Raw genomic sequence first — 19412 nt, forward strand, 5'->3', positions numbered from 1 at the left:
AATCGCCCCTGCAGCGCCCCGCCATCGGGACGCGGCGGCGGGTGCCAGCCGGGGACCTTTGCGCCAAACTGCTTCACCACGATGAAAACCTCCGCGTTTTCAGGCAGGTTAGGCGCGCCCCCGCCCCAGCGCAAGCGGCCTGATCGGGGCCACTGGCCAGCCCCGCCGGCATGGGTTAAACCGCTACCCGCAAGACAGGTCAGGCAGGTATCATGGCACGGATTCTCATCACCTCGGCCATCCCTTACATCAACGGGATCAAGCATCTGGGCAATCTGGTGGGCAGCCAGTTGCCTGCCGACCTCTTTGCCCGTTACATGCGCGGGCGTGGCCACGAGGTGATGTTCATCTGCGCCACCGACGAACACGGCACCCCCGCCGAACTGGCCGCCGCCAAGGCGGGCAAGCCCGTGGCCGAATATTGCGCCGAAATGCATGATGTTCAGGCCGAGATCGCCCGGGGGTTCCGGCTGTCCTTTGACCATTTCGGCCGTTCGTCCAGTCAGCGCAACCACCAGCTGACACAGCATTTCGCCGGGCGCCTGGCCGATAACGGGCTGATCCGCGAAGTGAGCGAAAGCCAGGTCTATTCGGTCGATGACGGCCGTTTTCTGCCCGACCGTTATATCGAGGGCACCTGCCCGAACTGCGGCTATGATTCGGCGCGCGGCGATCAGTGCGACAACTGCACCAAGCAGCTTGACCCGACCGACCTGATAAACCCGCATTCGACCATCTCGGGGTCGACCAACCTCGAGGTGCGCGAGACCAAGCACCTCTACCTGATGCAGCGCGCGCTGCGCGACAAGCTGGAGGCCTGGATCGACAGCAAGACCGACTGGCCGATCCTGACCACGTCGATCGCCAAGAAATGGCTGAACGACGGCGACGGACTGCAGGACCGCGGCATCACCCGCGACCTTTACTGGGGCATCCCGGTGAAAAAGGGCGACCAGCCGTGGCCGGGGATGGAGGGCAAGGTCTTCTATGTCTGGTTCGACGCCCCCATCGAATACATCGCCGGGACCGCCGAATGGGCCGACGCCAACGGCAAGACGGACGCCGATTGGGAACGCTGGTGGCGCACCGACAAGGGCGCGGCCGACGTCACCTACTACCAGTTCATGGGCAAGGACAACGTGCCCTTCCACACGCTCAGTTTCCCCGCCACCATCCTGGGGTCGGGTGAGCCGTGGAAGCTGGTCGACTACCTCAAGTCCTTCAACTACCTGAACTATGACGGCGGCCAATTCTCGACCTCCCAGGGACGGGGCGTCTTCATGGACCAGGCCCTGTCGATCCTGCCCGCCGACTACTGGCGCTGGTGGCTGCTGTCGCACGCGCCGGAATCCAGCGACAGCGAATTCACCTGGGAAAATTTCCAGACCTCGGTCAACAAGGACCTCGCCGACGTGCTTGGCAACCTCGTCTCCCGCGTGACGAAGTTCGCGGTGTCCAAGTTCGGCAATCAGGTCCCGGCGGGTGGCCAGTTCGGGCCATTGGAGACCGCCCTCATCGCCGACCTCGGCGCCCGTATCGCGGACTACACGAAGTTCATGCAGGAGATGGAGGTCCGCAAGGCCGCCGCCGAGCTGCGCGCGATCTGGGTCATCGGCAACGAATATCTGCAGTCCGCAGCGCCCTGGTCCGTCGTCAAGACCGACCCCGAGCAAGCCCAGGCCATCGTGCGGCTCGCGCTGAACCTGATCCGCATCTACGCGATCCTGTCTGCCCCGTTCATCCCCGATGCCTCGGCCACGATGATGAAGGCCGTCGGCTCGGAGGATTGGACCTGGCCCTCGGACATTCACGCCGGCATCCGCACCCTCGCCCCCGGCCATGCCTTCGAGGTGCCCGAGAACCTGTTCCGCAAGATCACGGACGAGGAGCGCGCCGATTGGCAGACCCGCTTCTCAGGCGTGAGAAGCTAGGCAGCTTTCCGCGCAATTGCAGTTGCAGCAGGCGCGAGCGCGCCTTCTTCGGCCATGTCCCCGCCACGGGCAATTGTTTCCGCAGGCGCGATAGTCGCCGGCTTTGGCGCTGGATGACGGGTTAATCGTGGATTCTCAGGGCCTTGCACGAACCATTCGCGATCAAACGAATCGTCTTTCAACGATGTGACTGCGGACGGAAAACGGTTCGTGTGCAGGCGCAGAAAAAGCCGGGCATCGGGCGGAAATTTGCGCGGACGCCTCCTGCGCGGGAAGAAATTCCGCCGACTCTGAAATCTTCGGGCACCACGCCACCCGTGAAGGTGGTAATGTCTGCGCATCGGACCTGAGTCGCTGCCCGACTTTGCCTAAGTCCAGGAGAACCCGAGATGACACAGATTCTGCCGTCACGTACCCGTCCCGCCAGAACCTATGCTGCCGTCGCCCTGTTCCTTGCCGTCTATGCCGGAGTGCTGGTTTTCGTCTTCGCGCCCAAGGACATGATTGCCGTCCAGTCGCCGACCGCCCTCGTGGCCTCCGACTGACACTCCCCGACCGACCTCAGATGATCGCTCCTTCCACCAGCGCACGCCCCTCGGCGATGCGCTGGTAGTGGAAGTCCGACATGTCCAGCGTGCGGTAGCCGCCGTGCACGATCCATTCCGCCGTCGCGCGCCCCATCGCGGGCGATTGTTGCAGACCGTGGCCTGAAAACCCGTTCAGGAACAGGAAGTTGGCGATCTCCGGATGCGGGCCGGTGATCGCGTTCTGGTCCAGCGTGTTGTAATCGTACTGCCCCGCCCATTCGCTGATGACCTTCACCCTCTCGAAGGCCGGGATGCGGGTTGCCAGCGCGGGCCAGATCTTCTCCAGCCACAGGTCATGGTCCATCACGAAGTCGTCGTGATCGACCGCCGGATCGACATCGGCATGCCCACCGGCCATGTAGGTGCCCCCGCCCACCTCGCGCGCGAAGGCGCCCGAGGGGTCTATCACCAGAGGAAGCGGCCGGTCCAGCGGCTCGGCCGCCTGGATCACCCAGTTGAAGCGCTTGCGCGGCTCGATCGGGATCTGGATCCCCGCCATCGCCGCCACCTTCGCCCCCCGCGTGCCCGAGGCGTTCACAACCGTCCCGCAGGCGACCGTGCGCCCGGATGCAAGCCGCACCCCGGTCACCCGCGACCCGGTCCTGTCCAGCCCCACGACCTCGTCAGCCAGATACTCCACCCCCGCCTCGCGCGCCTTGCGGCGGAACCAGTCGAACACGGTCGAGCCGTCGAAATAGCCTTCATCCAGCGTGTTCAGGCTGCCCAGCACCAGGTCGTCCACGACCATGAAGGGAAACTCTTCCCGAATCTGGCCGGGCGTCAGAAGCCGCGTCCCCGCACCGGCCGCCGCCTGCACCTTCTGGTTCGCCCGCAGCACCGCCGCGAACTCCTCGGTATCCGCAAGATAGAGGTAGCCGAAGTTCTGGATCTTCAGCTCGGGCACGCGGTCGTCCCCACCCATCCGGCTGCGCAGGGATTGCACGAAATCCGCGCCGAACTGCGAGATGCGGATGTTCAGTTCGGTCGAGAACTGCTGGCGAATGCAGGAAAAGGACAGGCTCGACGCCGCCTTCTCGTAGCTGGGGTCGCGCTCCACAACCAGCACCCGGCCCGAGAAGCCCATTTCGGTCAGCCACCAGGCCGTCGACGACCCCATGATGGCCCCGCCGATGATGACGACATCATAAGCCGCGTGCTTCGGTTCCGTGGAAAATCCCTGCATTTTCGTCCTGCGTCCAAGCCCTCGCCGACGGTGTAGCGCAGCGGTCGGGCAGGGTAAATCACCCCTGCGGAGGGGGCACGTCGACCGAGGGCAGCCAGGGCTTGATGTCCAGAAGCGGCGTGCCGTCGAAGGCGTCGAGCGCGTCGAACTCCAGATGACCGGCCTCGCAGTCGCAGGCCAGCAGGCGGACCACCCCCAGTGCGACCGGATTGGGCCGCGCCGGTGAGCGAAGGGCGAAGACCCCGGTCGGGGCGTCGCGGTGCGGCGGGTGCAGCACGATCCGGTCGCGCCGCGCCTGGCCGGTCCAGTACAGCAGGATGACCGCCTGGCCCGGTACCAGGCCGGTCAGGCCCGGACGGAACGGCGGGTCGATCTCGGCCCGGAACTCGCCTCCTGCCTCTCGCGCCTCGCGCAGGTTCTTCGGACAGTGGCCGGGCGACCAGGGACTGCGCAGCCGCCCGATGAAGCGCAGCCGCGCATCATCCGCGATCCGCGCCGGGTCGAAGCTCAGCGCGACCTCGCCCGGGCGTGCCGGCTTGCCCGTGGGTGCCTCGTTCATGCCGCGCATCCTCCCCTTGGCCCCGTCACATGCTGAGGCCAAGGGGAAAGGTGCGCAAGCGTCAGTCGCCCGCGCCGTCGTGACCCATCGTGGAGTGGTCCATATGCGAATGGTCCATCTTGGAGTGGTCCATTTTGGAGTGGTCCATCTGGCCCATGCCCATCATCGGCGGGTCGATCTGGAACTCGATCTCGACCCGACCAGCCTTCTCGAAGATCAGCGTGGCCTTGTGCATTTCGCCTTCGGTCAGGGTCCCCGTCAGGCCCATCAGCATGACGTGGTAACCGCCGCGCTCCAGGCTGACCGTGCCGCCCGCCGGGATCTCCAGCGCCTCGACATGTTCCATGGTGCCCACGCCATCGGCGGCAACCTTGCTTTCATGCACCTCGGCCTTGCCGGCGATGTCGGTCTCGACCCCGACCAGCCGGTCAGCCTCGGCGCCGTTGTTGACGATGGCCATGTAGCCGCCCGCCGACTTGGCACCCGGCGCGGGCTGCGGGATATGGGGATGGATGATCTGCAGATCGCCCACCGTCAGGTCGTGGGCAACGGCGGGTGCCGCGATGAACAGCGCCGCTGCGATGGCAAGGATTTTCATGGGTTTGCTCCGTATGAAGGGAAGAGACATCAGCTGACCGGACGCTGCGGCAGGTCAGCTGAAAGGGACGAGGTTGGGGACGATGACCGCCATAGGCGTCGCGTCCAGCGTCGGGAAGGCGCTCACGTCGGAAAGCCCAAGGTGGTTCTGGGATTGGGTGTCGTTCGACATGCGGTGGCCTTCGGGTCGCGTGAGGATGCCCAGGCGCAAGGCCTGCGGGCTGCACGGGAAGGCGGCGTCGGTTTCGCGGGAAAGAGGCGCCGCCGTCAGGCGACGGGTGGGCCTTGCGGACGGTGCGCGGGGTCCGGCACGCGCAACAGCTGCCGAAGTTCCAGGGGAGCCACGACCTTGGCATGGAAGGCCAGTTCCAGGTCGATCCGGGCGCCGGTCGGGTCCGGCAGGTCGGCGGAGCCCGCAATCTGGCAGGCCGGGCAATCGGCCCCGGCATGAAGTCCGCCCGTCAGGTCGTCGCCGCAGATGTCGGACGGGCTGAACCCGTTCGCCAGCGCGAGGGCGAGGATGTCGTCCTGCGGCAGGATGACCCGATGCGCAAAGCCCGTTCCCACCAGGGCGACGGTCAGCGCGGCCAGGATCATCACGCGGTGCAGGCTATGGACCAGTTGGACCAGCATGGCCTTGGCATGACCGAACTCCGCCGGTCCGTCAACCGTCGCCTGCACTCCGCCCCCGCGACCATTCAGCCCGGCTTGCGCCCGCACTGGGAACAAGGAACAGTGCCCGGGACGCAATCATCCCGGACCCGCCCCATGCCCGCGCCCGTTCCCGTCTTCGACGGCCACAACGACATCGTCCTGAAGATTGCCGCCGCTGGTAAAGCCCGCGACAGGCTCTGGCTGAAGGGGGAAGGCGCGGGCCACCTCGACCTGCCGCGGATGCTGTCCTCGGGGTTCGCCGGAGGTTTCTTCGCCGTCTACATCCCCTCGCCCGAGACCGGGGACGTCGGCGCCTACCACGACCTGATGGACAATCCACCCTACGACGTCCCGCTTCCTGACCTGATCGACCATGCCGCCGCCCAGCCGGTCGCGGTCGAGATGCTGGGCCACCTCCTCTGGATGGAACGCGCCTCGGAAGGCCGCTTCCGCTGGTGCCGCAGCGCCGCCGAGATCCGCGCCTCGATGGCAGCGGGTGCCGTCGCGGGCGTCCTCCACTTCGAAGGGGCGGAACCCATCGGCCCCGACCTCGACGCGCTTCACCTCTTTCACGCGATGGGCTTGCGCTCCCTTGGCCCGGTCTGGAGCCGCCCGACCATCTTCGGCCACGGCGTCCCGTTCCGTTTCCCCTCGACCGGCGACACCGGACCGGGGCTGACCGACCTCGGCCGCGCGCTGGTCCGCGAATGCAACGCGCTGCGCATCATGATCGACCTGTCGCACATGACCGAGGCCGGGTTCTGGGACGTGGCCAAGCTGTCGGACGCGCCGCTGGTGGCCACCCATTCCAACGCCCATGCTGTGACGCCATCCAGCCGCAACCTGTCAGACCGCCAGCTGCGCGCGATTGGGGAATCCGGCGGCATGGTGGGCCTCAACTTCGCCACCTGCTTCCTGCGCGAGGACGGCCGCGAAAGCCCCGACATGACGCTTGACCCGGTCAAGCGCCACATCGAGCACATGCTGAAGCTTGCCGGCGAGGATCACGTCGGCATCGGCTCGGACTATGACGGCGCGACGACGCCCAAGGACATCGGCGGGGTCGAGGGCCTGCCGGTCCTGATCGCCGCGATGGGCGAGATGGGGCTTGGCGAGGCGCTGATCCGGAAGATCGCCCACGGCAACTGGCTGCGCCTCCTGGAACGCACCTGGGGCGCCTGAAGGTCTCGGCGAACACCGAAGGTTCAGCCAAGCGCCGTCCGCAACCCCTCGGCCAGATCGACAAACCGGTCCGACAGCGGGTTGGACCGCCGCCAAACCAGCCCGATCCGCCGCCCCGGACGCGGTTCCGGCAGTCGATGCAAGACCACCGGGGCCGACCGGCCTTCCACCTCGGCCGCCATCTCGGGGATCAGCGTCACTCCGATGCCGGCCCCCACCATCTGCACCAGCGTGGACAGCGCCGAGCCCTCCATGATCTCTCCCGCCGGTCCCCGAGGCAGCTTGCAGGCCGCAATCGCCTGGTCGCGGAAGCAGTGCCCTTCTTCCAGCAACAGAAGCGGCGCGGCGGGCAGGTCCGACAGCGGCGGGATCGGCAGATCGGCCGCGCTTTCGTGGCGGACCAGCAGGAATTCCTCGTCCAATAGCGGGTGTTCGACCAGCGACGGCTCGGACACCGGCAGCGCGAGCAGCGCGAGGTCCAGCCGCCCCTCGCCCAGGTCGCGCAAAAGCTTCGGCGTCACCGCCTCGCGCGGGCGCAGGTCCAGCTCGGGGAACCGCCCGCCAAGTTCCTGCATCAGCCGCGGCAGCAGATAGGGCGCGACCGTCGGGATCACCCCCAGCCGCAGCCGCCCCGACCACGGCCCCGTCGACGCCCGCGCCAGCGCCCCCAGCTCGTCCACCGCCCGCAGGACCTCGCGCCCGCGCGCTGCAACCTCCTCGCCCAGAAGAGTCAAACCGATTTGCCGCGCCCCCCGCTCGACCAAAGGCGCGCCCAGGATCTCCTCCAACTCCTTCACCTGCAGCGACAGCGCGGGTTGCGAGATCGACGACGCCTCAGCCGCCCGTCCGAAGTGCCGGTGCCGCGCCAGCGCGTCGAAATAGCGCAGATGCTTCAGGGTGATCTTTGTCATAAGCCTTGCATATCGCGACGATAGGAAAATGAAAATTCCTATTATCGATCGGAGGTGCTAGCCATGCCCTACGACACAGCATCCGAGTCGCCCTCCAGATCCGGGATCGGGCGCCTGCGGTGTTTTTTGCAGCCAGTTCAGGGAGAGCAAGATGGACGGCAATGACGTTGGACGGTCGGGCAAGTGCCCGGTCATGCACGGCGCGATCACCACGACCACGCAGACGGTGACGGACTGGTGGCCGAAGACGCTGAACCTCGACATCCTGCACCAGCATGACACCAAGGTGAACCCGCTGACCGGGTTCAACTACCGCGAGGAAGTTAAGAAGCTCGACTTCGAGGCGGTGAAGCGTGACCTGATCGCGCTGATGACCGACAGCCAGGACTGGTGGCCCGCCGACTGGGGCCACTATGGCGGCATCTTCATCCGCATGTCCTGGCACGCCGCCGGGACCTACCGCATGGCCGACGGCCGCGGCGGCGCGGGCACCGGCAACCACCGCTTCGCCCCCCTGAACTCCTGGCCCGACAACGCCAACCTTGACAAGGCCCGCCGCCTCTTGTGGCCGATCAAGAAGAAATACGGCAACCGCCTGTCCTGGGCCGACCTGATGGTCCTGGCCGGGACTGTCGCCTACGAATCGATGGGCCTCAAGACCTTCGGCTTCGGCTTCGGCCGCGAGGACATCTGGCACCCCGAGAAGGACGTCTACTGGGGGTCGGAAAAGGAATGGCTGAAGGACGAACGCTATCCGACGAAGGAAGACCGCTCCAGCCTCGAAAACCCGCTCGCCGCCGTGGTCATGGGGCTGATCTACGTGAACCCGCAGGGCGTGGACGGCCAGCCGGACCCCGCCCGCACCGCGATGGACGTGCGCGAGACCTTCGCCCGCATGGCGATGGATGACGAGGAAACCGTGGCGCTGACCGCTGGCGGCCACACCGTCGGCAAGGCGCACGGCAACAACGACGCCGCCCGCATCGGCGCGGAACCGGAAGGCGCTGCCATTGAAGAGGGTGGCCTCGGCTGGATGGTCCACTCCGCCCGCTCCGTGGGGCGCGACACCATCACTTCGGGCCTCGAAGGTGCCTGGACCACCAACCCGACCAAGTGGGACGGCGGCTATTTCCACCTTCTGCTGAAATACGACTGGGAGCTGGTGAAATCCCCCGCCGGTGCCTGGCAGTGGCAGCCGATCAACATCGACCCGGCGGACATGCCTGTGGACGTGGAAGACCCCTCGATCCGCCGGATGCCGATGATGACCGACGCCGACATGGCGATGAAGGTCGATCCGAAGTACCGCGCGATCTCCGAGCGGTTCGCGAAGGATCAGGCTGCGTTCAGCGATGCCTTCGCCCGCGCCTGGTTCAAGCTCACGCACCGCGACATGGGGCCGAAGGTCCGCTACCTTGGCCCCTGGGTTCCGCAGGAAGACCTGATCTGGCAGGATCCGGTCCCCGCCGGCTCGACCGCCTGGAACGTGGACGCGGTGAAAGCGAAGATCGCCGCTTCGGGCCTGTCGGTCAGCGACATGGTCGCCACCGCCTGGGACTCCGCCCGCACCTTCCGCGGTTCGGACAACCGGGGCGGCGCCAACGGTGCCCGCATCCGCCTCGCCCCGCAGAAGGATTGGGAGGGCAACGAACCCGCCCGCCTGGCGCGCGTCCTGTCGGTGCTGGAACCCATCGCCAAGGAAGCCGGGGCCTCGCTGGCCGACGTGATCGTCCTTGCCGGCAACGTCGGCGTCGAGCACGCTGCGAAGGCCGCGGGCGTTGACGTCACCGTCCCCTTCCACGCGGGCCGCGGCGACGCCACGCCTGAGGACACCGACGCCGACAGCTTCTCCGTGCTGGAGCCGCTGGCGGATGGTTTCCGCAACTGGATGAAGAAGGACTACGCCGTGTCCGCCGAGGAGCTCCTCCTCGACCGCGCGCAGCTCATGGGCCTGACCGCGCATGAGATGACCTGCCTGATCGGCGGGATGCGGGTGATCGGGACGAACCACGGCGGCACAAAGCACGGGGTCTTCACCGACCGCGTGGGTGCCCTGACCACCGACTTCTTCACCGGCCTCACGGACATGGCCTACAAGTGGGTTCCGAAAGGCAACAACCTCTACGAACTCACCGACCGCAAGACCGGCGCGGTGAAGTGGACGGCCACCCGTGCGGACCTGGTGTTCGGCTCGAACTCCATCCTGCGCGCCTATGCCGAGGTCTATGCCCAGGACGACAACCGCGAGAAGTTCGTCTGCGACTTCGTCTCGGCCTGGGTCAAAGTGATGGAAGCCGACCGTTTCGACCTGCGGGCCTGATCCGGATCCGGCTTGCGACCAGTGGCGGCCCGGGAGAGATCCCGGGCCGTTCGCTATTCGCGGGGATGGCTCCGACGCAGGGATCCAAGTGCCCCGGCAAGCTCGGCGGCCTCGCGGCAGACCAGCGCCCCGGCTTCCGCCAGCTGATCCCCCACATCGACCGGCAGGCTGGAGTTCGACCCCTGCGGAATCTGGTTCAGCCGTCCGCCGATCAGGATCGGCACCGCGATCCCTGCCCTCCGCAGTGCCGAGTAATAATCCAGCGCCACCCCGTTGTAGGTGCTGATCGCCACGGCATCGGGCCGTTCGAGGGCGACGCGCGCCGCCAGCAGGGCAGGATCGGTCGAGACGCCGCCGTCCAGTACGGTGACCCGCAGCCTCCGCAGGATTTCCTCCACCAGCATCTTGCCATGCTCGTGCACGTCGCTGGTCGCCACCATGACCCGCATCCCCGCCAGATCGACCGGCCCGGTCCGCGCCAGCGCATGGTCCGCCATCTCGGCCAACTCACCCAGGATCGAGGCTGGAGCCACCGGCACGCGGCCTCCCGGAACCTGCGGATCGACCCGGCCCGCGCCGAACGCCGCTTCCAGCCGCCGCGCCCCCATCCGGCGCAGCGCAAGGAAAAGCTGGAACGGGCAGGTCACGTCGATCCCGCGCTCCTCCAGCCCGCGCAACGCCGCATCCGCAAAGGCGCGTCCACCCGCCACGATCTGCGCAGAAAGCGCAGCCACGGGCGTCTCGTCGATCATCTCCACCCAGCCGGGGGCAAGCTCGGCCATCCGCCCCGCGAAAAGCTGCGCCGCAATCACCTCGTCGATCTCGGGGATGCGCTCGTTTTCCGTCACCGGAACCGCGTTGATCGCGTGGCCCGTCGGCTGCGTGAGCTGCCCAACCGCGTCAACCAGAAGGTAGTTGGAAAGGCTGGCGAAATTCGAAGCCCCTGCCCCGCGGTAGGCCGTGGTGTTGCCATAGACCATCGTACCCGGCGCCGCCCCCACATCGGCCAGCGCGCGCTGAAAGGCCAGGCGCGACAGCGGATCGCGGAAATGGTGGCCATAGCAATGGCCGATCTCGGCCCCCACAAGGTCGCGGATGATATGCCGCTCGATCAGGACCATCCCCAGGCACGAGGCAAGGTCGGTGAACTGCGCCGCAAAGCCGTCGTCCAGGTTCGACTGCACCAGGACGCGCTGCGGCTGTGCCGCGATCAGGCCCAGCGCCCGGACGGTTTCCGCCGTGGCGCGGATGTCGTCGTCGTGGCCCGGAATGCGGAAGGTGAAATACTGGCCCAGGTTGCCGATGGCCGTGCTGCCCGCCGCCAGGGCCGCCTGGGTGTTCTCGACCGCCGCTTCGAACCCCAGCACGAAGTCGCCGAAATGCGCTGCGACCGGGGCGGTGTTTGCCAGCCGGACGAAATCCTCGACCTCGGGCAGGATCATCCCCGTCCCCTGCTGGGCGCCCTTCCGCAGCGCCCGTGGCACCGACATCGACCAGTCAAGGCAGAGACCATAGCGCTGCACCCGAACGCCTTGCGCCGCGCAGCTCTCCCAGATCTCGGCATAGGCACGCTGGCTTTTCCCCGCATCGCGGTAGCCGATCTGCGCGTGCTGGGTGATCCGCCCCTCGGCCATTGCCCGCAGTTTGAAGTCGTATTCGCTGGCAACGCCCTCCTCCATCAGGAAGGCGGACCGACCGAGAGTCCAGTCCCGTGCCAGGGCGCGGCCCTCGGCCAGAAGGTCATGGCCCCGCGGCAGGTCGGGCTCCGGCAGCAGCATCACCGCCCCTGCACCCGCGCCAGGACCCCGTCCAGCGCCCCGGTCAGCGCCGTCGTCCCGCCGGCCTCGGCAAAACTGCGGAACACCTGTTCGTTCAGCCCGCCTTTCGTCGAGAATTCCTCGCGCAGCGCGGCGAAGGGCATTGTCCCGCCCTCTGCCACCCGGCCAAGATTGGCAAAGAGCCCGGCCAGATAGGACCGGGCCGCAGCCTCGGGCAGGCCCTTCTCAACCAGCCAGTCCTGAACCGTCTCAAGCAGGCCGAAATAGCTGCCCATCATCGCCGAACCCACCGCGAGGAGATCGAACTCTGCCAGGCTTGCGCAAGGCAGCGCCGTGCCCAGACGGTTGAACAGTGCCTCGGTCTCGGCGTCGGCGGGATGGATCGGCGTCACGCAGGTCCGCTCTGCGACGAAGGGCAAGGGCACCGCGCGGATCACCGGCAGGTCCAGCCCGATCCAGTCGCGCAACCGCTCGACCGGCGTGGCCGCCACGACCGAGATCACCTTCTGCCCCGGCCGGAAGCGCAAGGCGCGAACGACGTCTTCCACCACCTGCGGTCGCACGGCCAGCACCACCGTGCTCGCCGCGTCCACCACCGCCTGGTTGCTGTCGGCGACGCGCACCCCCGGCAAGCGCCGCGCCAGGTCGGCCGCCCGCTCCGCGCCGCGCGGCGACAGAAGGATGTCCCCGCCGCCCAAACCTTCGACCATCGCCGCAGCCATCGTCCCGATGCCGATGAAGCCCAGGGTCATCCGTCTCTTCCCGCTTGACCCTTAGGTCCTTGCATTCTGGTGCCCGCGGCCGGGCTCGAACCGGCACGGCCTTGCGGCCAAGGGATTTTAAGTCCCCAGTGTCTACCATTTCACCACGCGGGCCAGCGGGCGGACCTTAGCCGCTGGCGGCGACCGGGAAAAGCCCGGTCCTTGCCTTGGCCCCGCCCACCGCTTTAGCCTGCCCGCAAACCCGCAGGAAGCCCCGATGACCGCCCCCGCCCAGACCCTGCCCAGAAGCGACACCGTGGTCACGGCATCGCTGGCACATCTTGCCCGGATCGTCCTGCCGAAGGGCCGCTTCATCTATGCCCACGAGGCCGGGGACACCGCTACGGTGCATGACGGCTACAACCTCCTGCGCCATTGCGGGACGCTGTGGTTCATGGCCCGCGCCACGACGCTCATCCCCGGCCGGGCTGATCCCGACCTTCTCGCAGCCATCGCCCGCGCCACGGCCTATCTCGGCCAAAGGCTTGCCCCGCCGCCCTGGGCCGCGCCAGGCCGGCCAAGCCTCGGCCTGGTCGGAAATGGTGCGGTCAAGCTGGGCGGCCTCGGGCTCGGCCTTCTCGCCCTGACCGAGGTCGCCGCGATCCCGGCCCTGATCCTGCCACCGAACGCCCTGCCCCATCCCCTGCCCGACACCATGTCCCGGATGCGCCAATATGCCCTGGACGAAATCGATGGCGACGACTTCCGCCACAAGCGCGTCTTCGCGACGGGCGAGGTGCTGGGCTTCCGCTCCGACTACTACACCGGCGAGGCGATCTTCGGCCTTCTCATGTCCGGCCCCAGCACCCCGGACCTGACGCGCGTCACCACGGCCCTCATGCGCCAGGGCTATGGCTTCGCCCAGCAAAGCCATTGGATGGCCTATGCCGCCTGCGAAGCCGTGGCCCGCTCCGTGGTGCCCGAGGCGCTGGGGTCGGCTTACCTGACCGGGCTCATGGAGGCGATCCTTGCCGACACCCACTACCGCGCCCGCCGCCAGTCCACCCCCATCGCCTGCCGGACCGAGGCTCTGACGCGCGTCCTCCTTCTGGCGCGCGACCACCCGGGCCTTTTGACGCCCGACCTCCTGAACCGCATCCGCAGCGCCGCTGCCGAGAACCTGGCCCTGCAGCTGGACTGGTACGGTGACGGCCAGTTTTGGAAGGGCGACGACGCGCGCAAGGTGCAGATCGACTACATCCAGCACAACGCCACCGCCTTCCTGCACTGGGGCCTTCTGGGCGAGGGCTAGTCAGCCCACCGCCGCCAGCAATCGGCTCACCAGTTCGAAACTGTTCCGCACCCCCATCTTGCGGATCATGTTCGCCCGGTGCACCTCGACCGTCCGGGGCGACGACCCCATCGCCAGGGCGATCTCCTTCGAGGTGAACCCGTTCACCAGATACCGCGCGATCCGCCGTTCCGTGGGTGTCAGGGCCCCCGTCGGGCCTTCGGATTCCAGCGGCCGGTAGGTCCAGACCGCCAGGCGCTGCGGGTCCTCGGGGTCCAGCGCGGTGCCATGCCCCTCCATCCACACCACCTGCCCGTCCTTCCGCCGCATGAACCGCTCATCCCGGTAGACCGGCGCCGCCTGCATCGCCTTGCGCGCCCTCTCGCCGATCAGCTCATAATCCGTCTGGCCCGGATAAAGCACCCGGATCGACTGCCCCTCCAGCTCCTTCGGGGTCCAGCCAAACACCGCCTCGACCCGGAGGCTGGCCCGCAGGATCACCCGGTCGGCCAGGATCAACGTCGCATCCGGCGCGTGCTGGAAGGCCAGCCGTTCATAGTCGCGCATCGCTGCCCCTACGTAGCCATATACGTATTCTTACGGATGGTGGCCATTTGCGCAATCTTTCAGGATCACCGCCAGTCCGTTCCCCCAAGGAACCGGGAGGAGAATCCAATGAACAAGGTCTACCCCAGCGCCGCTGCGGCCCTCGACGGGCTTCTGCACGACGGCATGCTGATCGCGAGCGGGGGCTTCGGCCTCTGCGGCATCCCCGAGCTTCTGATCGCCGCCATCCGCGATGCAGGCACCAAGAACCTCACCGTCGCCTCGAACAACGCGGGCGTCGACGGCTTCGGGCTTGGCGTGCTGCTCGAGACGCGGCAGGTCAAGAAGATGATCTCGTCCTATGTGGGCGAGAACGCCGAATTCATGCGCCAGTACCTCAGCGGAGAACTGGAGCTCGAATTCAACCCGCAAGGCACCTTGGCCGAGCGCATGCGGGCCGGCGGCGCGGGCATCCCGGGCTTCTACACTGCCACGGGCGTCGGCACCGTGATCGCCGAGGGCAAGGAACACCACGACTTCGACGGCAAGACCTACATCCTGGAACGCGGCATCGTCGCCGACCTGTCCATCGTGAAGGCCTGGAAGGCCGACCCCTCGGGCAACCTCGTCTTCCGCAAGACCGCGCGGAACTTCAACGTCCCCGCCGCCACCTGCGGGAAAACCTGTGTGGTCGAGGTGGAGGAAATCGTGCCCCTCGGCTCCATCGACCCCGACCACATCCACCTGCCGGGGATCTACGTCCACCGCATCATCACCGGCAAACACGAAAAGCGCATCGAACAGCGGACCGTCCGCAAGAAGGAGGCCGTGTGATGAGCGAGACCAAAGGCTGGGACCGCAACGGCATGGCCGCCCGCGCCGCGCAGGAGCTTCGCGACGGAACTTACGTGAACCTCGGCATCGGCATCCCGACACTCGTGTCCAACTACATCCCCAAGGGGATCAGCGTCACCCTGCAGTCGGAAAACGGGATGCTCGGGATGGGTCCTTTCCCCTATGAGGGCGAGGAAGACCCGGACCTGATCAACGCCGGTAAGCAGACGATCACCGAACTGCCGCAGACCGCTTACTTCGACTCTGCGCAGAGCTTTGCCATGATCCGCGGCGGAAAGATCGCGATGGCGATCCTGGGTGCGATGGAAGTGGCCGAAAATGGCGACCTCGCGAACTGGATGATCCCCGGCAAGCTCGTCAAGGGCATGGGCGGCGCGATGGACCTGGTGGCCGGTGTCGGCCGGGTCGTGGTCGTGATGGACCACACCTCGAAGCACGGCGAGTCGAAGGTCCTGAAGCAATGCACCCTGCCCCTTACCGGCAAGGGCGTCGTGGACCGGATCATCACCAACCTCGGCGTCCTCGACGTGGGCCACAAGGGCCTGCACATCGTGGAACTCGCTCCCGGCGTCACGGAAGAAGAGCTTCGCGCGGCGACCGAGGCCACCATTGTCGGCTGACCACCACGTTACCCGCGAACACGGAGCGACCAAGGGTCGCTTCGTGATCCGCCATGGCGGCGAAGAGGCGGAACTGACCTATTCGGTCACGACGCCCACCCTCATCATCGCCGACCACACCGGCGTCCCCGACAGCTTCCGGGGCACTGGAGCAGGCCTGGCCCTGGTCGAAGCGCTGGTTGCGGCCGCACGGAAGGACGGCTTCAAGGTCGTCCCCCTCTGCCCCTTCGTCAACGCCACGCGCAGGAAACACCCCGACTGGGCCGACGTCTTCGTCTAAAGCCCGGCAATGTCCGTGCGGAAGACGCAAGGGTCGGTCACCAGCATCGGCGGGCTGACGCAAAGCCCCTGCGCCACCTGCCAGGCGGCCAGCACCTTCGGCACATAGTCCCGCGTCTCGGCATAGGGCGGCACGCCGCCGTTGGCCCGCACCGCCCCCTCCCCGGCATTGTAGGCCGCAAGCACCATCACCGGGTCGTTGTCGAACTCGTCCAGAAGCCAGTCGAGGTAGGCGACCCCACCCTTGATGTTCTGCACCGGATCCGTGCTGTCGCTCACCCCGAACCGCTCGGCCGTCGCCGGGATCAACTGCATCAACCCCACGGCCCCGGCCGAGCTGACCGCATCCGACCGCCCGGCGCTTTCAATGCCGATCACCGCCAGCACCAGCGCGGGCGAGACATCGGTATCCAGCGTCGCCCGCAGGATGTCCTTGCCATAGGCGTCCGCCATGTCCTGCATCGTCTGCAGCCGCGGAGCGCGGACCGAGGCCCCGTCCGGTCCCTGCGTCAGAGAGGCCAGTGCGATGTCGAACCGATCCGCCGCCGCACCCAGCCCCGGCGGAACCTTGTCCCAGAACCAGGCGTAGGATGACGCAGGGGCCGGCCCGGGTTCGCCAACCGGGCCGCTGGGCTGGTCCGCGACCTTGGGATCTTCCAGCCCGTGGTCGGGGTTCGGATCCACCTTCGGCAGCGATGCGAGAAAACGCGCCTGCTCCTCGGGATCGATCTGCACTGTGATCCGCTTGCCGGGAGTCTCGCCCCCGACCTTGATGCGCTTGAAGCTGGTTCCCTCGGCAAGGGACGCATACGGGAGGACCGCGCAGAGAATCGCTGCGCATCCGAAAATTCTTCTGCTCATGTCCGGGCCTGCTCGCCTCGTTGTTTGAGGGAAGAATCGCAGGTTCACCCCCTCGCAGCCAGCACTTTCACCGACCAAACATGGCAATTCCGCCAAAATTGACCGAAAAACCACGGCCTACCACGTAAGGATGAACAGGTTCCTAAAATTTGTTTCGTTCAATATCAAAGGTTTGGAGGAAAATCCGAGAGTTTTTCGAGTTGGAGCAAAATCGGCAGATCTCGTCCAAACTGCTGCCACGTTTCACTGGCTATATCTCCTCATACCGAACGACGAAGGCGCAGCAAGGGCCAGATCGAAGCGGTTGAGTGAAGTGACACCTTAGAAAAGGATTATGACCATGACCAAGATCTCTGCTTTCCTGAAGGACGAAGCTGGCGCCGTGACCGTTGACTGGGTCGTTCTGACCGCTGCCGTCGTGGGCCTCGGCCTCCTGATCTTCAACTGGGTCCGTCCGGCCGTTTCGAACCTGGCTGAATCGATCAACAACGAGCTCGAGCAGGCTCAGACCTGCATGGAAAGCAACGGCACCAACTGCACCGGCAGCGCACCCTGACGGGATAATCTATACTGGCCGCGCTTCGCAAGAAGCGCGGCCAGTTGCTTTTTTGGGGCAGGCCGCGAGTGTCTTCGCGGCGCCCCGGCCCAAGCCGACCTGGTTCGGACGACCCGACCTACGCGGCCTCAGGGCGCGACGACCCCGTACCGTCCACGCATCCGGATCATCGCGATTTCGCCGCAGAGTTGCACGGCCGCGCGCTCGCTACGCTCGACATTCGAAGTTTCTTCTATTTTAAATCATATACTTACCTTGAAAAATTCCCCCTTGACCCGCGGGCGCAGAAATAACTCAAGCCGTCCAAACTCCTGCCATGATTGTCCGGCCATATGTGCTCATACCGTCCGAGAATGGCAGTGGCCTCATCGCACCGGTTGCACAGGGAACAGTTAAAGGGACATGACCATGACCAAGTTTTCCGCCTTCCTGAAAGACGAAGCCGGTGCCGTGACCGTGGACTGGGTCGTTCTGACCGCCGCTGTCGTGGGCCTCGGCCTGCTGATCTTCAGCTGGGTTCGCCCGGCCGTTTCGAACCTGGCTCAGTCGATCAACCAGGAACTCGCCGATGCCCAAGAATGCATGGAGCAGAACAACGCCGCCACCTGCCAGTAAGGCCGGGTGACACACTACGGGGCCGCGTCTCACCCGGGACGCGGCCTTTCGCTTTGATGACGATCCGTCGCAGCTCAAGGAAACAGTCACGCGAAGACTGCAAGATTGTAGCCCGACATCCGTTAAACTTTCGCCGCATTCCAAAGCCAAGGTGCAAGCATCACGGATCGCCCCTCGCGGGTGCGGAAGCTGGAGCACCGGGGCCTTCGTCCCCTTCCAGACCGTCGCGACCGATCCGTCCACCGATTCGGGGCTCCCTCCCGCAGGCTTGCATGGGGCGTCCCTACATCACTAGAAGCAGCGCCGGGCCGCCAGGGTGAAACCGCAGGCAGCTCCCAGCAAAGTAGAGGGTAGAAATGAGAGCAGTTTTTGCATTGGTCCTTCTGGTCGGCATGGGGCTGGCCGGTGTGGCCGTTTACATGATTCAGGGCTACATGGCCGATCTGGAAACCGCGCTTCAGCAAGAGCGTGAGTTCAACGGCAAGGCCGGCAAACTGGTCGAGGTCTATGTTTTCGCCAAGCCGAAGGCCTATGGCGACGCTCTGGCAGAAAGCGATGTCCAGCTGATCTACTGGCCGGAGAAATCCCTGCCCAAGGAAATCTTCCGCGACAAGGCGGTCCTCTTCCCGGAAAATGCCGACGGCCCGCGCTACGTCATGCGCTCGACCGAGGCATTCGAGCCGGTTCTGGCCAGCCGCGTGACCGAACCGGGCGAGCTGGCCTCGCTGACCTCGAAACTGGAAAAGGGCAAGCGCGCCTTCGCGATCAGCGTTGGCATGGACTCGGGCGTTTCGAACTTCGTGAAGCCGGACGACTTCATCGACATCCTGTGGACCGGCACCGTTCCCGGGTTCGAAGGCCGGATGACCCGGCAGATCGAAAGCGCCGTCCAGGTCATCGCGGTCGACAACGCGATCAACGAGGGCCAGGTTACCAGCGACACTGTTGCCCAGACGGTGACGGTTGCCGCCACGCCCGAGCAGGTGGCCCGCTTGGCCCAGGCGCAGGCGACGGGAGAGCTGACGCTGTCGCTGGCGCTTGATGCGACCGAGGCCGTGGAAGGAACCATCGAGACCGACACCAAATCGCTGCTCGGAATCGTCGAGGCGGCCCCGGTCGTCGAGGCTCCGGTGGTGGAAGAGAAAGTCTGCTATGCCAAGCAGCGCAGCGGCGGCGTACTCGTCGACACCGATGTCGTGATCCCCTGCAAGGACTGATCCCGACCCTTCCGACTTCCCGGGGCGCGGCCACATCATCTGGGGCCGCGCCTCTTTCATTTTTCAACCCGTTGCGACCTGTTGCAGTTTATCCACATCAAGAAACTGCCCCAAAGCATTGATTCTTGCAAAAAAAGCAGCCCTGGGTCATTCTCCCCGAACATAAGGG

General features: G+C 66.2%; 20 protein-coding genes and 1 tRNA gene. 11 read left to right on the forward strand and 10 right to left on the reverse strand.

Annotation, left to right across the window (positions count from 1 at the left end):
• Positions 1-212: 212 nt before the first annotated feature.
• Together metG and ACE3Q6_RS09825 are read left to right on the forward strand one after the other, a co-directional pair.
• On the forward strand, positions 213-1931 hold the full coding sequence (gene metG / locus ACE3Q6_RS09820; protein WP_374431605.1) for a methionine--tRNA ligase: 1719 nt from the start codon (positions 213-215) through the stop codon (positions 1929-1931).
• Between the two features lie 389 nt (positions 1932-2320).
• Complete coding sequence (locus tag ACE3Q6_RS09825) at positions 2321-2476, forward strand: hypothetical protein (protein ID WP_374431607.1); 156 nt, start codon at positions 2321-2323, stop codon at positions 2474-2476.
• Between the two features lie 16 nt (positions 2477-2492).
• Here ACE3Q6_RS09825 and ACE3Q6_RS09830 read toward each other — a convergent pair whose 3' ends face one another.
• From ACE3Q6_RS09830 to ACE3Q6_RS09845, 4 genes are all read right to left on the reverse strand, one after another.
• Entirely contained in the window at positions 2493-3701 is a 1209-nt protein-coding gene (locus tag ACE3Q6_RS09830) for an NAD(P)/FAD-dependent oxidoreductase (RefSeq protein ID WP_374431609.1), read from the reverse strand.
• Between the two features lie 58 nt (positions 3702-3759).
• Positions 3760-4260, reverse strand: coding sequence for an SAM-dependent methyltransferase (locus tag ACE3Q6_RS09835; protein WP_374431611.1), 501 nt, complete (start codon positions 4258-4260; stop codon positions 3760-3762).
• A 61-nt stretch (positions 4261-4321) separates the two neighbouring features.
• The gene (locus ACE3Q6_RS09840; protein ID WP_374431613.1) at positions 4322-4858 is read right to left on the reverse strand and encodes a copper chaperone PCu(A)C; all 537 of its coding nucleotides are present in this window, start codon (positions 4856-4858) and stop codon (positions 4322-4324) included.
• A gap of 266 nt (positions 4859-5124) precedes the next feature.
• Positions 5125-5490, reverse strand: a complete 366-nt coding sequence (locus tag ACE3Q6_RS09845; protein WP_374431615.1) for a hypothetical protein — start codon at positions 5488-5490, stop codon at positions 5125-5127.
• Positions 5491-5625: 135 nt separating this feature from the next.
• On the opposite strand from ACE3Q6_RS09845, the gene ACE3Q6_RS09850 reads away from it, so the two are divergent.
• A complete protein-coding gene (locus ACE3Q6_RS09850; RefSeq protein WP_374431617.1) occupies positions 5626-6693 on the forward strand; it encodes a dipeptidase in 1068 nt (355 codons plus the stop codon).
• 23 nt (positions 6694-6716) lie between these two features.
• Here the strand turns inward: ACE3Q6_RS09850 and ACE3Q6_RS09855 are convergent, their stop codons facing one another.
• Positions 6717-7604 (reverse strand): LysR substrate-binding domain-containing protein, encoded by an 888-nt coding sequence (locus ACE3Q6_RS09855; protein WP_374431619.1) that lies wholly within the window; start codon positions 7602-7604, stop codon positions 6717-6719.
• 151 nt (positions 7605-7755) lie between these two features.
• Here ACE3Q6_RS09855 and katG point away from each other — a divergent pair, with 151 nt between their 5' ends.
• Positions 7756-9924: a catalase/peroxidase HPI gene (gene katG, locus ACE3Q6_RS09860; RefSeq protein ID WP_374431621.1), complete on the forward strand. Its 2169-nt coding sequence runs from the start codon at positions 7756-7758 to the stop codon at positions 9922-9924.
• A 53-nt stretch (positions 9925-9977) separates the two neighbouring features.
• Here katG and ACE3Q6_RS09865 read toward each other — a convergent pair whose 3' ends face one another.
• The 3 genes from ACE3Q6_RS09865 to ACE3Q6_RS09875 form a co-directional block, all read right to left on the reverse strand.
• The gene (locus tag ACE3Q6_RS09865; RefSeq protein ID WP_374431624.1) at positions 9978-11702 is read right to left on the reverse strand and encodes a hypothetical protein; all 1725 of its coding nucleotides are present in this window, start codon (positions 11700-11702) and stop codon (positions 9978-9980) included.
• Positions 11702-12454, reverse strand: coding sequence for a pyrroline-5-carboxylate reductase (locus ACE3Q6_RS09870; protein WP_374431625.1), 753 nt, complete (start codon positions 12452-12454; stop codon positions 11702-11704). Before ACE3Q6_RS09870 ends, ACE3Q6_RS09865 begins: the two co-directional genes overlap by 1 nt.
• A 37-nt stretch (positions 12455-12491) precedes the next feature.
• Positions 12492-12577 (reverse strand) — tRNA-Leu (locus tag ACE3Q6_RS09875).
• A 103-nt stretch (positions 12578-12680) separates the two neighbouring features.
• On the opposite strand from ACE3Q6_RS09875, the gene ACE3Q6_RS09880 reads away from it, so the two are divergent.
• Positions 12681-13715, forward strand: coding sequence for a hypothetical protein (locus tag ACE3Q6_RS09880; RefSeq protein WP_374431628.1), 1035 nt, complete (start codon positions 12681-12683; stop codon positions 13713-13715).
• On the opposite strand, the gene ACE3Q6_RS09885 is transcribed toward ACE3Q6_RS09880, so the two are convergent.
• Positions 13716-14261 carry a LuxR C-terminal-related transcriptional regulator gene (locus ACE3Q6_RS09885; protein WP_374431630.1) on the reverse strand — a complete coding sequence of 182 codons (546 nt, stop codon included), beginning with the start codon at positions 14259-14261 and terminating at the stop codon, positions 13716-13718.
• Positions 14262-14369: 108 nt separating this feature from the next.
• Here ACE3Q6_RS09885 and ACE3Q6_RS09890 point away from each other — a divergent pair, with 108 nt between their 5' ends.
• Genes ACE3Q6_RS09890 through ACE3Q6_RS09900 form a run of 3 tightly spaced genes read left to right on the forward strand, consistent with a single transcriptional unit; the run spans position 14370 to position 15995 of the window.
• Positions 14370-15074: a CoA transferase subunit A gene (locus tag ACE3Q6_RS09890; RefSeq protein ID WP_374431632.1), complete on the forward strand. Its 705-nt coding sequence runs from the start codon at positions 14370-14372 to the stop codon at positions 15072-15074.
• On the forward strand, positions 15074-15715 hold the full coding sequence (locus ACE3Q6_RS09895; protein ID WP_374431634.1) for a 3-oxoacid CoA-transferase subunit B: 642 nt from the start codon (positions 15074-15076) through the stop codon (positions 15713-15715). Before ACE3Q6_RS09890 ends, ACE3Q6_RS09895 begins: the two co-directional genes overlap by 1 nt.
• The gene (locus tag ACE3Q6_RS09900) at positions 15705-15995 is read left to right on the forward strand and encodes a GNAT family N-acetyltransferase (protein WP_374431636.1); all 291 of its coding nucleotides are present in this window, start codon (positions 15705-15707) and stop codon (positions 15993-15995) included. The genes ACE3Q6_RS09895 and ACE3Q6_RS09900 overlap by 11 nt, the downstream gene beginning before the upstream one ends.
• Here ACE3Q6_RS09900 and ACE3Q6_RS09905 read toward each other — a convergent pair.
• The gene (locus ACE3Q6_RS09905; RefSeq protein WP_374431638.1) at positions 15992-16855 is read right to left on the reverse strand and encodes a lytic transglycosylase domain-containing protein; all 864 of its coding nucleotides are present in this window, start codon (positions 16853-16855) and stop codon (positions 15992-15994) included. The genes ACE3Q6_RS09900 and ACE3Q6_RS09905 overlap by 4 nt on opposite strands.
• Before the next feature lie 340 nt (positions 16856-17195).
• On the opposite strand from ACE3Q6_RS09905, the gene ACE3Q6_RS09910 reads away from it, so the two are divergent.
• From ACE3Q6_RS09910 to cpaB, 3 genes are all read left to right on the forward strand, one after another.
• The gene (locus ACE3Q6_RS09910) at positions 17196-17411 is read left to right on the forward strand and encodes a hypothetical protein (RefSeq protein ID WP_374431640.1); all 216 of its coding nucleotides are present in this window, start codon (positions 17196-17198) and stop codon (positions 17409-17411) included.
• A gap of 408 nt (positions 17412-17819) precedes the next feature.
• A complete protein-coding gene (locus ACE3Q6_RS09915) occupies positions 17820-18026 on the forward strand; it encodes a hypothetical protein (RefSeq protein WP_374431642.1) in 207 nt (68 codons plus the stop codon).
• A 356-nt stretch (positions 18027-18382) separates the two neighbouring features.
• Complete coding sequence (cpaB, locus tag ACE3Q6_RS09920; protein WP_374431644.1) at positions 18383-19243, forward strand: Flp pilus assembly protein CpaB; 861 nt, start codon at positions 18383-18385, stop codon at positions 19241-19243.
• Positions 19244-19412 lie beyond the last annotated feature (169 nt).

It is taken from the genome of Tabrizicola sp. (genome assembly GCF_041913445.1).
Lineage (GTDB): Bacteria > Pseudomonadota > Alphaproteobacteria > Rhodobacterales > Rhodobacteraceae > Tabrizicola.